Raw genomic sequence first — 14,116 nt, 5'->3', positions numbered from 1 at the left:
AAACGCCACGCGAGGAAGCTCGAGGGGATTGCGATTGTAGCGACAGATGAAGTCAGGTATCGCTGTCTAGGATTGAGGCGTGTCGCTGGCGGACGGATTTCACCCGGTACATGCGATGGTCAGCGGCTTGGATCAACTCATCGGCTGCCATTTTCGGTTCGCTGATTGCCCAGCCCACGCTGACGCCGATGTTGATTGTCCCAGATGAAGTGACGATCGGGTCGCGCATGGCGATTTTGATGCGCTCGGCGAGAAGGCTCAAGCGTTGTTCATCGGCATGCGGGAACAAGATGACGAATTCATCGCCTCCAAAGCGGGCGGCGACATGGTCGGGTGCGCATGAGTCTTGAAGGCGTTGAGCGACCTGCGTCAACAGCAAGTCCCCGACGTGGTGACCGTGCTCATCGTTCACTTGCTTGAAGCCGTCGAGGTCGCAGAACAGCAGACCGACGCCTGCGCCCTGGCGAGCGTGCAGCGCCGTGCTGAGGTGGTCGAAGAATGCGGAGCGGTTGCTCAGGCCCGTCAAGTGGTCAATCTCGGCTCGCTCGCGCAGCAGGGCTTCCCGGTGATTCTGTTGTGTAACGTCCATCCCGACGGTCACCAGCGCGTACGGCTGGCCTCCCTCGTCGCGCAGCACATCGTTGTGCATGCGGATGCGGCGCCGGGCACCGGAGCGGTCCAGCCAGTCCCCTTCTTGCGGAAAAGCCAGTCCTCGTTCGATGGCGAGGGTGAATGCCTGACGCGCAAGGATGACGTGCTCTGGTGCGACGTAGACGTCCCAGAAGGGGCGAGCACCCAGTTCCTCGCGCGTCCATCCCAAAGCGCGAGTGACGGCCGGATTAGCGCTGAGGCAGTGCCCTCGCTCGTCGAAGATGAGGACGAGGGCTTGGGTGCCCTCCACAGCGGCGCGGGCAAGATCGTCATCACTCGATCGCTGAGGTGCTGCCGCTACGCGCTCGTCATCGTCGTTCACGTTGCCTCCGTACATGACCGCAGCTACCCGAGCCCAGCCTCAGTGCCGCGACGATGGTGATCCTGACCCTTGCAGACGGCGGTCGCGAGTCCAATCGTCCACGCCGCGTGCCTGCTCAACCGCTTGGCTGAGCATCTCGGCAGGTGGGCTTCCCGGCTGATCAGCCCAGGGTCGCTCGATGCAGGCGGGCGAGCCGATGGGCGATGTCAGTTCGCCCTCAGGCGTCAGCCATGGCGGATCGGACCTGAGCCACGAGCCCGGCGGGCATCTCGCTGAGCCCATGGTCGGCGCGGGCGTGGTTGTGTACGGCCAGAAGGATCTCATCCGGAGAGCCAACGAAGGCTCGAGTGCAGCCGGGCACCACGTCTCCGCAGCGGAACTTCTTCATCGTGGACTCCTTGCTCACGCTGGACGGGTCGTATGGATCATCGGGGGCCGTGATGCTCACCTTGAGGCGATAGTGCCTGGTCGTGGACGGCGTCCACCGATGAGTGCCGCGAGTGGGATGCGCCGGGTGAGTCGAGACCCTGAGGGGGTAGCCGCAATGAGGGGCTGAGGTGGGTGCCGAGCACCTTGAGCGCTTGCACCTTCGTTCCCGTGCAGTTCGTGATGACGGGGGCCGTATGAACGGTCTTTCGCCGAGAGCCGGCCGACTTGGCCGGGACGGCGGCGCGATCACGCCTCACGAGATCGTCCAGGACGTGACCGCTGACCTGATCAGCATGCAGGCGATCATGCTCGCCGCCTAGCGTGAACGTCTGCTGCTCGTCAGGTGAGCACTAGGACAAGCAGCGGCCATATTGGTCACTCGTGCTTGCGCAGCTGCTTGCCACGATATGGGTGTTTGCGAAATGCGACCTGGCGCGCCGCGGGGGCCGCTTATCTGCAGCGTTTCAAAGCGGCACGCGCAGCCGACACGCTTCAGGTGGGGAAAGATGATGGCTGATGATGACAGCGCTGAGTTCCACCAGCCGTTACGATTTACCGATCAACCCACCACCACGACGGTGAGTCAGTCATCAGTCTTCACGAAGGCGGAGTCGAGCTAATATTACGGCAAGCATGACGGCGACGAAGAGCGGGGCACCAGCGGTGCCCGCCGGGTCAGCGCACCTTTCGAACCATTCCGTCGACGGGGAAGGTGTCGCGCGGTCAGTTGACCACGCTCGGGTCGTCAGAGACGTCGCCGAAATGGACGTGTGTATGGACCTGACCTGCGGTGGGCGCCAGCGTACCGAGGAGTTGACGAAGTTCTCTGACGGCCACCGCGTGGATTCGATTGGCGACTTCGAGCAATGAGGCACCGTATGCAGCGATGAGTTGGATCGTCACTGATTCCAGATGGTCTTGAGCGTCAGTGACGCACGTGATGTCACGGGCTGCAGCCGACGGAACGGCGTCGATGACGGAGCGTAGTTGTGCGACCAACAGGTCGGCGGCGAGGAAGAAGTCGCCGTACTCATGATGACCGCGCACGGGAGCCGAGGGCCGGTAAAGCGTGAGAGCGCGGGCGATGACGTTGTCCTCGATGGCTTTCCAGCCGATATCGGTGTGCTGGCGCAGGAGCACGGTTGCCCGCGCCAGTCGCTCGCTGGACTTGTTGCCGCCTGCGCTCACGTCAGCGGCGCGGTCGTCTTGCTCCTCGACTGTCAGGTCGCTCTCGTCGCCGTCGTTCACCGCCACTCCTCCATAGACGTTGCGATGGCGGTGCGGGCCCGTTGGAGGAGCCCACGCACCGCTGTAGGGGTGGTCCCGACAACGGTCGCGATCTCGGTGTACGACAGGTGCTCGATCTCGCGCAAGACCCAAACGCTGCGCTGTCGTTCAGGCAGCAAGGACAGCGACGCATCCAGTGCGGCCAGCAGCTCCGCCTCGAGAGTGTCACCTTCTGGACCCGAGTGCCTGTTGCGCATGTCGGCGACGACGTCGTCGAAGTCGATCGCAGGGCGCGATCCCGACTGTGGAAAGTGCGGTTGACGCTGACGGGCGATCTTCTGCGCTTCGTGGCGGCCCATGACCAGCAGCCATGTGCGCACCGAAGAGCTTCCGCGAAAGGAGGCGATGTTCCTCCACGCTGAGAGCATCACTTCCTGCACGCAGTCCTGAGCGTCGTGGGTGTCGTGCAGCAAACGGCTGACGTAGCGGTAGAGCGCCGCACCGTGGCGGCTGACCAGCTGCGAGAACGCCGTCTTGTCACCCAGCGCCGCCTGACGCGCCAGCACGTCGTCCGGAATCGGGGCAGCGCCGTGATCCAATTCGCGGGTGCCCCGGCCGTGGGCCCGACGCTCCACTCCGCCAGGCAGAGGCGGACTGGTGTCCGAACTCACGAGACGCCCTTTCACGAGGAGGAACGCTCAGGAGGGTGAGCGTTGACGGAGAGTCGACCAGTGCTGGTCAGCGTCGGCAACCGGGACACCCGTCGACTTAACTGTGACACAGATCACACCGCTTCCACCATGAGGATTTGCGTTCGACGGTCTCTATCTCAGTGTCGCGACGCAGCGGTGGGATCTGGTGGCCGCTGTAACTGCCCCCGACCAACCTTCCCGATCACTTGAGCGGTGAGTCGTCGGGCCAACACCCCGTTGATCACCCATTCGACCGTGCATCGTCCCTTCCATCTACAAGGAGTCGTTATGAGCGAGACCACCAGCAATGTCAGCCGCACCACCGGGGCCGGCGTGGCCGTGAAGGCCTCCGGGCCGCTGGCCAGCACCCAAGGCACCACCTCGATCGCCGATACCGTGGTGTCGAAGATCGCCGGCATCGCCGCCAAGGACGTCTCCGGTGTCTTCGCCCTCGGCGGCGGCGCATCCCGTGCGGTGGGCGCTCTGCGTGAGCGCATCCCCGGCGGCCGGGTCAACCACTCCCAGGGTGTCTCCGTCGAGGTCGGGGAGACCCAGGCGGCCGTCGACGTCGACCTGATCGCCGAGTACGGCGTCGCGATCGCCGACCTCGCCAACAGCGTGCGGCGCAACGTCATCTCCTCCGTGGAGCGCATGACCGGCCTGCAGGTCACCGAGGTGAACATCTCCGTGGCGGACATCCACCTTCCTCAGGACGACGACGACGCCGACGACGAGTCGCAGCAGCGCGTCGTCCGGGTGCAGTGAGCGAGTCGATCGACGGCACTGGTGGCGGCGCCCGCGTCGACCCCCGGCCTCAGGCGAGCGGTGCAGCAGTCATCAAGACCGCGCCGGCGCCGATGGCCGAGACCGCGGACGCGATCGCCGCGCAGGTGCTCGCTGTTCCCGGCGTGGCGGGCCTGCACGCCGGCCGGTTCGGGGAAGTCGCCACGTACCTGCCTGGGCGGCGGGTGACAGGAGTGAAGCTCGGTGAGGACCGAGTGGAGGTTCATGTGGTCCTGCTGTACTCGGCGCCCCTCCTCGCAGTGGCGCAGAGGATTCATGCCGTCGTGGCCGCGGTGGTGGAGGTACCGGTGCAGGTCTTCGTCGAAGACCTCAGCGGCCCAAAGACCTGACACTGACGTCATGTCCGCGAGCACTACTGCATTCGTTTTCGCCTAGCTGATGCTGGGCGCAGCCCTTCTGGAGGAAAGTCGTGTCCGCATCGATCGCCGGACTGTTCGCCGGTCTACTTCTCGCCCTCATCGCTCACGAGGGTGGTTTAGGCTGGTTCCTGCTCGCCCTGCTCTTCGCCGGCGTCGGCTACGTCATCGGTGCGCACCTGGAGGGCAAGCTGGATCTCGCCGCTCTCGTGCCCGGCCGCAGCCGTGGCTGATGCCTTCGAGGCTGCGACCGCACCCGTCGTAGAACGCAACGGGCCGAATCGTGGAAGTACTGGCCCTGGGCGACCCGCCGGAACCGGCTCTAGTCTCGGGCGGCGTCCGCGCCGCTGGCGCAGCCCTGCTGAAGCCGCTGCGGAGTTCACCGCGGAGCAACGCCTCGAGATGGGCACTCGGGGCTCGCTGATGCTCGAGAACCGAGCAGTCGAACGGATCGCTGAAGCTGCCGTCGGCGAAGTGCCCGGGGTGATCGCCTCCCAAGAAACCGCCGGCACGCTCGCCACTGCCCTCGGGCGGGCTTATCCCCGCGTCGATGTCCACGTTGCAGGGCGGCGGGTGCGCGTGCAGGCCGACATCGTCACCCGATGGCCGCTACCGGCCGCGCAGGTTGCTGCCGCGGTGCGTGAGCACGTCGCCGAACGATTGAGCACGCTGGCTGATCTCGACATTGACACCGTCGACGTGGAGGTCGCCAAGGTGCTCCGGCCGACTACTCCGGAAAGGAAACGCGTTCGATGAGCTTGGACACCGGCCGCGACACCTCCCAGAGCACCAGTGCCCCGACGCCGATGCGTGCGGCCACCCAGAAGAGTGGCAGTGGTCCCATCGGTGTCATCGGCCCGCTCCTGGCCGTACTCTTACTTGCCCTCGGTGCCCTGCTGCTGCGCGATGCGCTCGTAGCAGCGGGCGCGTTCCAGGGACGGCAGTGGCTGCCCTCTGCCGTCGACGCCCTCGACGGCTTCGCACCTGTTCGGTGGGTGATTCCCGCCGGAATCGTCGTGGCCCTGATCGGTTTATGGCTGGTCATCACCGCGCTGCGCCCGAGGTCGCGCAAGACCCTTCCGCTGGCCTCGCGAAGCGGTGTGTTCCTGCACACCCGCGACGTCGCCCGCCTGGCCTCGAGTGCGGCCAGCGCCGTCGACGGGGTCCTGAGCGCTTCATCGACGGCGACTCGCAAAAGGGTCACCGTCGCCGTCCAGGCCACCGCCGAGACCGGGCTGCGCGAGTCCGTCACGTCTGCTGTCACCGAACGCCTGTCGGCCCTGCAGTCACCACCGCGGGTGAACGTCACCATGCGCACGCCGAAGGAGAACTGATGGGTCGCGCCGTCTTGGGTCTTGACCGCATCGCCGCCCTGATCGTCGGCTTTGTTCTGCTTGTCGTCGGGCTGGCCGCCGCCGCCTGGGGAGCGGACCTGTTGACGCGGGTGTGGCCGTCGGCGCCTGAGCAGCTCGCCCTGAGGACCATCAGCAACGCCTTCTCGATGACGTGGTGGTCGTGGGCCGCCGGCATCGCCGGGGCGATCTGCATCTTGCTCGCGCTGTGGTGGTTGCTGGCCCACTTGCCCCGCCGCGGAGTAGGTACCCTGTCTCTGCCTGGCTCAGGCAAGAACGGTCGTCTCAGCGTGGACCCGGCTGGTGCGGCTTCCACAGCCACCGACGTCCTCGCCGAGGCTCCCGGAGTCCGGTCGGCTTCCAGCCGGGTGCTACGCGACCGCGGAGAGCTCGTGGTGGACGTCAAGGCCACCATCGAGCCGAGCGCGGACCTTCGCTCAGTCGTCGAGGCGACCGATGAGGTCACCGCTGACCTGGCGCAAGTCCTCGGCCGTGACGATGCTCGTGCTCGTATCCAGCTGGGCGTCGCTCGCCGCGGACGTCAGCAGTCCCGCGTCCGCTGAACGGGGTGGACTGGACTGAGCGCATCGCCCACCAACGACTCCGACATCCATCTCACCGCCAGTCTCGCTGGCAGCCGTGAACAACGTCGCAGCCAGGAGGACAGGTGGGATTCATCGACACGGCCAAGATCGCTGCCGTGAAGGCGACCGGTCAGGTCAAGCAGAAGCCCGGCGCCGTTCGAGGCGACGAACAGCTGCAGGCGGATCAGTCCAGGGGTTCGGTCAAGCAGACCGGGGGGAACGTCGAGGACGTCTTCGAGTAGTCCTCACGCACGGGCACCGCAAGTCCACGCCGAAGAAGAAGGTTCATTCATGTGGGTACTGCTGTTCACCGGTCTACGCCGCTAGGTCCTCTTCTCTGTCGCCGTACCCCTGACAAGGCGATTGCTCGCCGGCCTAGGTCGGCGGTTGGAGACCGGTGACGGCCCGACGAAGCTTTCCCGCGGCCTGCACGGCGCAGCAGATCTGGTCTCTGCGCGTGCAACCAAGGACGACCCCCGCAAGCTTCGACGCGGGTGGAGTCTGCGCCACAGGAACCGCTGATTCGGCTCGCCCGCAGAGCGTTCTCCGCCAATGGCCCTCACCACGCGGGCCATGTCATCACCGCACCACTTCCTCGAGGGAGAGAATCATGACCATCGGTGGCATCATCGCCGCGATCATCATCGGGGCCATCATCGGGGCCTTGGCCCGGCTCGTCTTGCCCGGCAAGCAGAACATCTCGATCCTGCTGACGATCGTCGTCGGCATCATCGCCGCCATCATCGGCACCCTGCTCGCGGGCGCTGTCGGCGTCGCCGACACCCCCGGCATCGACTGGATCGAACTGATCTTGCAGGTCGCCGTCGCCGCCGTCGGCGTGACCATCGTCGGCAGCTTGAACGGCCGTCGTCGCTGACCCTAGCTTGACGACCGACTCGGTCCGGGCAGGGCCGAGAAACCGTTTCACCACCCCGCCGGCGCCTGCCGTGCGGACCACCAGGACGAGAAAGGAACCACCCGTGGCTCAGAACTTCAACGCCGACAACCTCTTCGGCGCCACTGTCACCGGCCGTGACGGCGACAAGATCGGCAAGGTCGACGAGGTCTACCTGGACAACGCCTCCGGCCAGCCGGAGTGGGTCTCGGTCAAAACCGGCCTGTTCGGCTCCAACACCTCGCTGATCCCCCTCGCGCAGGCGACGCAGTCCGGCGACACCATCACTGTGCCCTTCGACAAGGCCTTGGTGAAGGACGCCCCGCATCACGACCCGGCCGCGGAGCTCAGCGAGAACGACGAGGCGGACCTGTACCGCTATTACGGCATCGCCGACACCAGCGCCTCCGCGCAGACCACCGGCACCACCGGCGGCTACGACACCGACCGCGCCCGCGGTGGCGTGGACGCCGACCGCACCCGCGGCGAGGGCCACGACCACAGCCGCGGCGAGGGCTACGACACCTCCGGCGACAACACCGACGACGCGATGACCCGCTCCAAGGAGGAGCTGCGGGTCGGTACCGAGACCCGCGAGGCGGGCCGTGCGCGGCTGCGCAAGTACATCACCACCGAGCACGTCCAGCGCCAGGTCCCCGTGTCGCACGAGGAGGTCGTCGTCACGCGCGAGCCGATCACCGAGGCCAACCGCGGCGACGCGCTCAGCGGTGGGGACCTGACCGAGGAGGAGCACGAGGTCGTCCTCACCGAGGAGCACGCCGTGGTCGCGAAGGAGACCGTCCCGGTCGAGCGCGTCCAGCTCGGCACCGAGACCGTCACCGGCACCGAGACCGTCGACGCCGAGGTCCGCGAGGAGCACATCGACCTCGACACCGACCCGGGCGTGCGGAACTCCTCGCGCGACCGCGACTGACCAGGCCGTCCTCGTGAGCCCGCGAGCAGACAGCACGCCGGGCACCGCCGAGGTCGTCCTCTCCGCCGAGCAGCTCTCGGTGGAGATCCGACGGGTTCCGGCCGAGCGGGTGCGGATCTCCAAGCGCATCGTGGAGGAGCTCCGCACCGTGCAGGTCCCCCTGCGCCGCGAGGAGCTCGTCATCACCCGCGAACCGCTCGACTCGTCGGGGCCCCTGCCCCGGCAGGCGCCGGCGGAGGAGTTCGTCATGGTCCTGCACGAGGAGGTCCCGGTCGTCTCGGTGAGCACGCAGGCCTACGAGCGCGTGACCGTCTCGGTCGAGACGGTGTACGGCGAGGAGGTCCTGCGCACCGAGCTCCGGACCGAGCACGCCAGCGTCACGGTCACCGATGAATCCGCTGCGCAGCGGCGTAGCTAGTCCTTCGCGCCACCGAAGCGCAGAGGTCGCGAGCACCCCGGACGCCACCGTCCGGGGTGCTCGCCCGTTCTATCCCCCCGACTTCAGGAGTAGTCATGAGCACACCCACCGGTTCAGACGGCGCCCACGCGGCTGGTAGCGGGTTCGGCCACGACAACCGGTCCGCGAAGAACGACGACTGGTCCGCACACCGCGACGACCGGTCCGCGCACCAGGACGACTCGTCCGCGCGTGACAACCACCCCGGTACCGCACCCGGCGGGCAGGACATGGATCGCAAGGCGGTCGTCGAGCGCGAGAAGGACGCCCACGGCGGCGTCAAGGTGGGTTCCGCGTTCTTCGGCTGGCTCACCGCCACGGGGACCGCGGTCCTGCTGACCGCGCTGCTCGCGGCCACGGGGACGGCCGTGGGCCTCGCCAACAGCGGCAGCCTCGACGCGGCGCTGTCCGGCGCCCAGAACCAGGCGAGCGGCAACGCCGGCACCATCGGCATCGCCGGCGCGATCGCCCTCCTCGTCGTCCTGCTCGTCGCCTACTTCTGCGGCGGCTACGTCGCGGGCCGGATGGCGCGCTTCAACGGCGCGAAGCAGGGGGTGGCCGTGTGGTTGTGGGCCATCGTCATCGCCGTCGTGGTCGCGATCCTCGTCGCGGTGGCCGGCTCGAAGTACAACGTGCTCGGCCAGCTGAACAGCTTCCCGCGCATCCCGGTCGACGAGGGTTCGCTGACGTCCGGCTCGATCATCACGGTGGTCGCGGCCCTGCTCGTCGCCCTCCTCGGGGCCGTGCTCGGCGGCCTCGCCGGCATGCGGTTCCACCGCCGCGTGGACCGCGCAGGCCTCGGTCGCTGACCGACCATAAGCACGACGCCCAGCCCTGAGCGCCAGCCACGCACGTGCAGCATCGAGGAGCGACTCACCTCGGGGACGCTGCACGTGAGCGGCCCGGACGCTGATCGTCGCACCAGGACACGACTGAGGCAGCGCGGATGTTGACCACCCTCCCAACGACTCGCGTTCAACGGATTTGAGCTCAAGAGCTGACGGACTGCGCTGCTACCCGTAGATGGCCGGATTGCAGTGGAGCGCTGTTCAGCTTGTCACAGGAAGGATTTCCATGCCCGCCACATCTCCTGAAGGCGAACTCGGGACACATGCGGCTGTCCACTTCTCTGCCCTTCGCGATCTCGCGAGGATCCTGCTGGGGGAGCGGTCGTTGACCGCAGTACTTCACGAGGTGGCCCGGCTTGCCAGAGTGACCATCCCCGGCGTCGACGAGGTCTCCATCACCCTCGAGAGCGATGCCACCCGCATCTCGGCCTTCAGCGGCTCCCTGGCGGTCGCGCTCGACGAATGGCAATACGAGGCCGGCTTCGGCCCTTGCGTGGGAGCGGCCACATCCGGTGTGCCTATCCGCAGCGACGACACCGCCTGCGATGACCTCTACCCGTCCTTCGCTGCGCTCGCCCGCCGCCAAGGGGTCACCAGTTTGCTGGCGATGCCTCTGCCCATGCCGAGCCGGTTCTCGGGCGCGATAGGCCTTTACCGGCTTCGCCGGGATGAGCCCGTGAGCCGCGAAGCAGAGGCGGTCGCGGCGTCCTTCGCCGTTTACGCCGGCGTTGCCGTCGCCAACGCAGCGCTCTTCGCTCAGCGCGAACAGTACGTGAACCGACTTGTGGCCACGATGGAGTCTCGATCGGTCATCGACCAAGCGAAGGGCGTCGTCATGAGCGCCGTGCGCTGCGACGCTGATGCAGCGTTTCAGGTGCTCGTCCTCGAGTCGAACAAGAGCAACCGGAAGGTGCGCGATCTCGCGGTCGACATCGTGTCTTCCGCCGAGCGGGGCGACAGCCTCAACCTGTCGTGACCGGCCAGTTCGCACGCAAGCTAGATGCTTCGTTGCCATCAGAGCGGAAAGGTGACTGAGTGACCGAGGATCCGGAACTCTCGATCGCGGCACTGAGCAACCGCGATCGTCAACTACTGCTGTTGATCAGCTCGGGTAGCTCTGCGCTTGAAGCGGCGCGGGAACTCCACGTGAGCCTCGATGAGGTCGCGCTGCAGCTTTTGCGAATCCGGCGGCTGCTCGGTGTCAGCAGCACTGCGGCGGCTGTGAAGATCCTCCTGGGAGGATCTGAGCCCTGACGTCTTGAGCATGTGGGTTTCTGCGGGTGATGAGCGTCGCAATCCAGGCGACCAGCGCGCGTCGACTCCATGTCAGATGCGCCGCGCCCCACAGTCTTGAGCGAGCCAACCAGTCAAGTGTGGCGGAAGGCCACTGGGCGTGTCGGGCACTCGGCCGTGGCTGATCGACCATGTCCACGGATCGATTGTTGAGACGGCACCGAAGCGCGCCCGATACGTCGCCGCAGTTCGTCCGGCGTGGTTCATGGCTTGCGCAATTCGATCTCAGTCGGTGGGGGTGCATGAGCCGCGCTCACCTTGAAACAACGATCGAGTATCCCGAGGTCGTGTAAGCGCTCATGAAGCGAGCTGTGACACCGTCGCAAGCGCTGGTGTCGGTCCGCTCATCGAACGTATCGGGGAGCCGTGGTGCTGCGCTCTCGCGTACGGTCGTGTCGCGGACGTCGTTGCAGGAGGGCCAGAGCTGCGTGAGCGCTGCCTGATGACCTCACCTGCCGTGTTTGGCGGCGTACATCTGCATGTCAGCGCGGTGCAACAGTGAGCGGAAGTCGCCGCCTGTGTGGCTGTCGCCTGGGTCGGCATCGGTATCGGGGAATATGGCGACGCCGATGCTGGCACTGATACTGACGCTGACAAGTGCCTCGCCGAGCTGGCACGGAGCTGAGATGGCGTCACGCAGCTGCTGCGCGATGCGGTCTGCGTGCGGGCGCGCGTCGTTGGGGTCCAACCCACTCAGCGCGATGAGGAACTCATCGCCTCCGAGGCGGGCCGCGAGGTCGCTTCGTCGGATCCCGGTTTTGATGCGCTGGGCGACTTGCACGAGCAGGTCATCACCAGCGGCGTGCCCCAGACTGTCGTTGACGGACTTGAAGCCGTTGAGGTCAACGAAGAGCAGGGCCAGGACGCTACCGTTGCCTTCGGCCTCCCGCAGACTCGAATCGACGCTCTCTTCGAAGCGGCGTCGGTTGGCCAGTCCGGTGAGGAAGTCGGTGTAGGCGAGGTCCTCAAGGCGAGCCAGGTAGGAGCGGGCGCGGTCGCGTTCTTGGACGAGGGCGCGTTCGGCCTGGACGTGCGCGGTGACGTCGTTCTGCACGCCGATGTACTGCACGATGGCGCCGTGCTCATCGGCGACGGGAGCCATGTAGATCTCGTTCCACCACGGTGTGCGATCGAGACCGCGATAGTTCAGCAGCCTCTCGCGGACCTCTCGGCCCTCTGCGATGGCTGCTCGCAGCCGGCTGACTGTGTCGTGGTCGGTGTCGGGTCCTTGCGCGAAACGGCAGTTGCGCCCGAGCAGCTCCTCGGAGCGGTGTCCGACCAGCTGCTCGAACGCCCGGTTGACATAGATCAGTGGTTGGTCAGGCTGGCGGAGGTCGGCGATGGTGATGCCGCTGGTGGAGGCGGCCAGCGCACGGCGCAGCAGAGCCTCCGACACGGGGCTCACCTGCCAGCCGGTAGGTAGTTGCGAGGAGAACGGCAACGGGGGCGTCAGCGAGGTGGCGGGTGCTCGCGGGCCGCGTTCAGGCTGCAGGTTCGATGCTGCCGGAACCTCGAGGTCGCCCACCGAGCGGCTTGCGCCTTCGTCCGCGTTGTGCGATGCCGGATCGAGGGCTGGATCGAGAGTGGGCACAACGCGCGAGAGGAGACTGTGCGCGGCGCCCACGACGATGTCATGACGGTAGGTGAGGGCGTATTCGAACATGCGGTCCATGTCGGGCCCGTCATCACCCAGGTCACGGGCCAGCAGTGCGGCGCTGAAGTGTGGGCTGACCACGACGACGTCCCACTCCCCGCGGACGGGGTCGTCGGGGGCGAGGGCAGCGCCACGCACACCCGGGATGGGCTCGATGGGCAGGTCTTCGCCCAGGACGCAGACGAAGCCAATGCGCGCCACCAGATCGCGGTAGCGCAGTGCCGTCGCCGGCGTCAGATGCCGTGCTTCCTGGAAAGTGGCGGCAAGGACGCACGTCTCTCCCAAGCGCATCGCCTGACGCTCCAACTGCTTGCTAAGCTCGACCAGCAATCTTTTGGGAGCGCGGCGTAGCGAGGTGCCGACTGGCAGGCTGTTAAAGGGCGAGGGGGCGACAGTGGCGGCGGTGGGTGCCACGGGCAGGTGCAAGGGCGCCACCGGGTACTGCAAGGCGGGTGCTGCGGCGGGGCGAGCGAAGAACCATCCTTGTCCGAGGCGTGCGCCGAGAGCACGGGCCACCGTGAGGTGCTGTTGGGTCTCGATGCCTTCGGCGAGCACCAGTGCTCCGGTGCGCTCGGCGTAGGCGTTGACGGCGTTCATGATCTCAGCGATGACGGGGGAGGGCCGCTCTTGCACGAGTCTGAGGTCGAGCTTGACGACATCGGGGCGTAGCAGCGGCATGAAGGCGAGGGAGGCAGCGTCGGCACCGACGTCGTCCAGCGCAACGCCCCAGCCCAGGCCGCGTACTCGCTCGACGGTGCGCAGCAGTTCAGCTGGCCGTGTGGCCAGCGCCCGTTCGGTGATTTCGAGCACGATCTGCAATTGCCCGGGGGCGCTGTCAGCCAGGGCCAGCAGGTCATCGACGGGGGCAGTGTCCAGGACTCCCGGCTCAACGTTCACGAACAGCGTCAAGGGCGCCAGCAGGCCGTGCGCGAGGGCGCCGCGGAAGGCTGCGGCGCGGCATGCGCGGTCCAGGACGGCGAGGAGACCGGCTCGGCGTGCGGCGGCGAACATCTCGTTCGGCCCACTCAGCGGGCCTAGCGGTCCCCGGGCGAGAGCTTCGTAGGCGACGACGGCGCCGCTGTCCAGGTCGATGATCGGTTGGAAGACACTGTGCAGCGAGTCGTCGGCGATGATCTGCTCGATGGTGCTCACGAGTGCTCCTCCAGGCTGGCTCCTCGCAAGGGTGCGCGAGGGTGGCCTCCACTGGTTGGGAGGACCGGTGGATGCATCGGTTGTTGAAGGCGACAGCTAAAGCGCGTCTTTGCGGATACTAGACACATTACTGCGCGTGTCTACTCCTGCGTCGTGGTGCGACGGCCCCCGGCGGCACTACCCATGAGAGGCCCGCGAGAGAACGAGCGAAGGTGTTGCCCTTCACAGCGGTCTAACGGGAGACGTCCTCGGATCGGACCTGTTAGGTCCCTGCTGTGCCGAGGGGGTGGGCCGTTGGAGCAGTCAGGCCTACAGCGTTGCATGTCGTGCCAGTCGGGGCGCTGGTCACGACCTGCACGAGGAGGAGCTCGCACTCACCTGGCGCTGGCGGCCATCGCCGCTCCCGAGGCGAAGTCGAAACGGCAGCTGTCGCGCAGAGCGCAGTGTGGGCGGGATCGTCGTGGCC

General features: G+C 66.8%; 18 protein-coding genes. 13 read left to right on the top strand and 5 right to left on the bottom strand.

Translation table 11 applies throughout. The features are described 5' to 3' along the window. Positions 1-52: 52 nt before the first annotated feature. From F1544_RS05105 to F1544_RS05090, 4 genes are all read right to left on the bottom strand, one after another. A complete protein-coding gene (locus F1544_RS05105) occupies positions 53-973 on the bottom strand; it encodes a sensor domain-containing diguanylate cyclase (protein ID WP_167582850.1) in 921 nt (306 codons plus the stop codon). 217 nt (positions 974-1,190) lie between these two features. Next, positions 1,191-1,421, bottom strand: a complete 231-nt coding sequence (locus F1544_RS05100; protein WP_308469881.1) for a DUF1059 domain-containing protein — start codon at positions 1,419-1,421, stop codon at positions 1,191-1,193. Positions 1,422-2,125: 704 nt separating this feature from the next. Next, positions 2,126-2,650 (bottom strand): hypothetical protein, encoded by a 525-nt coding sequence (locus tag F1544_RS05095; protein WP_167582846.1) that lies wholly within the window; start codon positions 2,648-2,650, stop codon positions 2,126-2,128. Next, on the bottom strand, positions 2,647-3,300 hold the full coding sequence (locus tag F1544_RS05090; protein ID WP_308469880.1) for an RNA polymerase sigma factor: 654 nt from the start codon (positions 3,298-3,300) through the stop codon (positions 2,647-2,649). Before F1544_RS05090 ends, F1544_RS05095 begins: the two co-directional genes overlap by 4 nt. Before the next feature lie 309 nt (positions 3,301-3,609). Here F1544_RS05090 and F1544_RS05085 point away from each other — a divergent pair, with 309 nt between their 5' ends. From F1544_RS05085 to F1544_RS05025, 13 genes are all read left to right on the top strand, one after another. Beyond that, positions 3,610-4,086 carry an Asp23/Gls24 family envelope stress response protein gene (locus tag F1544_RS05085; RefSeq protein WP_167582843.1) on the top strand — a complete coding sequence of 159 codons (477 nt, stop codon included), beginning with the start codon at positions 3,610-3,612 and terminating at the stop codon, positions 4,084-4,086. Positions 4,087-4,178: 92 nt separating this feature from the next. Next, positions 4,179-4,454, top strand: coding sequence for an Asp23/Gls24 family envelope stress response protein (locus F1544_RS05080; protein WP_167582980.1), 276 nt, complete (start codon positions 4,179-4,181; stop codon positions 4,452-4,454). 80 nt (positions 4,455-4,534) lie between these two features. After that, positions 4,535-4,714, top strand: coding sequence for a DUF2273 domain-containing protein (locus tag F1544_RS05075; RefSeq protein WP_167582840.1), 180 nt, complete (start codon positions 4,535-4,537; stop codon positions 4,712-4,714). A gap of 169 nt (positions 4,715-4,883) precedes the next feature. Next, a complete protein-coding gene (locus F1544_RS05070; protein ID WP_506318474.1) occupies positions 4,884-5,237 on the top strand; it encodes an Asp23/Gls24 family envelope stress response protein in 354 nt (117 codons plus the stop codon). Then, a complete protein-coding gene (locus F1544_RS05065) occupies positions 5,234-5,815 on the top strand; it encodes a DUF6286 domain-containing protein (protein WP_167582834.1) in 582 nt (193 codons plus the stop codon). Before F1544_RS05070 ends, F1544_RS05065 begins: the two co-directional genes overlap by 4 nt. Further along, positions 5,815-6,396 carry an alkaline shock response membrane anchor protein AmaP gene (gene amaP, locus F1544_RS05060; protein ID WP_167582831.1) on the top strand — a complete coding sequence of 194 codons (582 nt, stop codon included), beginning with the start codon at positions 5,815-5,817 and terminating at the stop codon, positions 6,394-6,396. The genes F1544_RS05065 and amaP overlap by 1 nt, the downstream gene beginning before the upstream one ends. A gap of 104 nt (positions 6,397-6,500) precedes the next feature. Next, positions 6,501-6,659, top strand: a complete 159-nt coding sequence (locus F1544_RS05055) for a CsbD family protein (RefSeq protein WP_167582828.1) — start codon at positions 6,501-6,503, stop codon at positions 6,657-6,659. A gap of 368 nt (positions 6,660-7,027) precedes the next feature. Beyond that, a complete protein-coding gene (locus F1544_RS05050; RefSeq protein WP_167582825.1) occupies positions 7,028-7,294 on the top strand; it encodes a GlsB/YeaQ/YmgE family stress response membrane protein in 267 nt (88 codons plus the stop codon). A 103-nt stretch (positions 7,295-7,397) separates the two neighbouring features. Then, on the top strand, positions 7,398-8,246 hold the full coding sequence (locus F1544_RS05045) for a DUF2382 domain-containing protein (RefSeq protein WP_167582822.1): 849 nt from the start codon (positions 7,398-7,400) through the stop codon (positions 8,244-8,246). 13 nt (positions 8,247-8,259) lie between these two features. Further along, positions 8,260-8,664, top strand: a complete 405-nt coding sequence (locus F1544_RS05040; protein WP_167582819.1) for a YsnF/AvaK domain-containing protein — start codon at positions 8,260-8,262, stop codon at positions 8,662-8,664. A 95-nt stretch (positions 8,665-8,759) separates the two neighbouring features. Next, a complete protein-coding gene (locus F1544_RS05035; protein ID WP_167582816.1) occupies positions 8,760-9,512 on the top strand; it encodes a hypothetical protein in 753 nt (250 codons plus the stop codon). Positions 9,513-9,777: 265 nt separating this feature from the next. Further along, a complete protein-coding gene (locus F1544_RS05030) occupies positions 9,778-10,527 on the top strand; it encodes an ANTAR domain-containing protein (protein ID WP_208971319.1) in 750 nt (249 codons plus the stop codon). Positions 10,528-10,586: 59 nt separating this feature from the next. Beyond that, complete coding sequence (locus tag F1544_RS05025; RefSeq protein WP_167582810.1) at positions 10,587-10,805, top strand: LuxR C-terminal-related transcriptional regulator; 219 nt, start codon at positions 10,587-10,589, stop codon at positions 10,803-10,805. A 487-nt stretch (positions 10,806-11,292) separates the two neighbouring features. On the opposite strand, the gene F1544_RS05020 is transcribed toward F1544_RS05025, so the two are convergent. Then, complete coding sequence (locus F1544_RS05020; protein WP_167582807.1) at positions 11,293-13,650, bottom strand: EAL domain-containing protein; 2,358 nt, start codon at positions 13,648-13,650, stop codon at positions 11,293-11,295. Positions 13,651-14,116: the final 466 nt, after the last annotated feature.

It is taken from the genome of Kineococcus rubinsiae (genome assembly GCF_011839805.1).
Classification (GTDB): Bacteria; Actinomycetota; Actinomycetes; order Actinomycetales; family Kineococcaceae; genus Kineococcus; species Kineococcus rubinsiae.
Note: the sequence above shows the minus strand (reverse complement) of the source record. Positions and strands in the feature narration are given on the sequence as shown.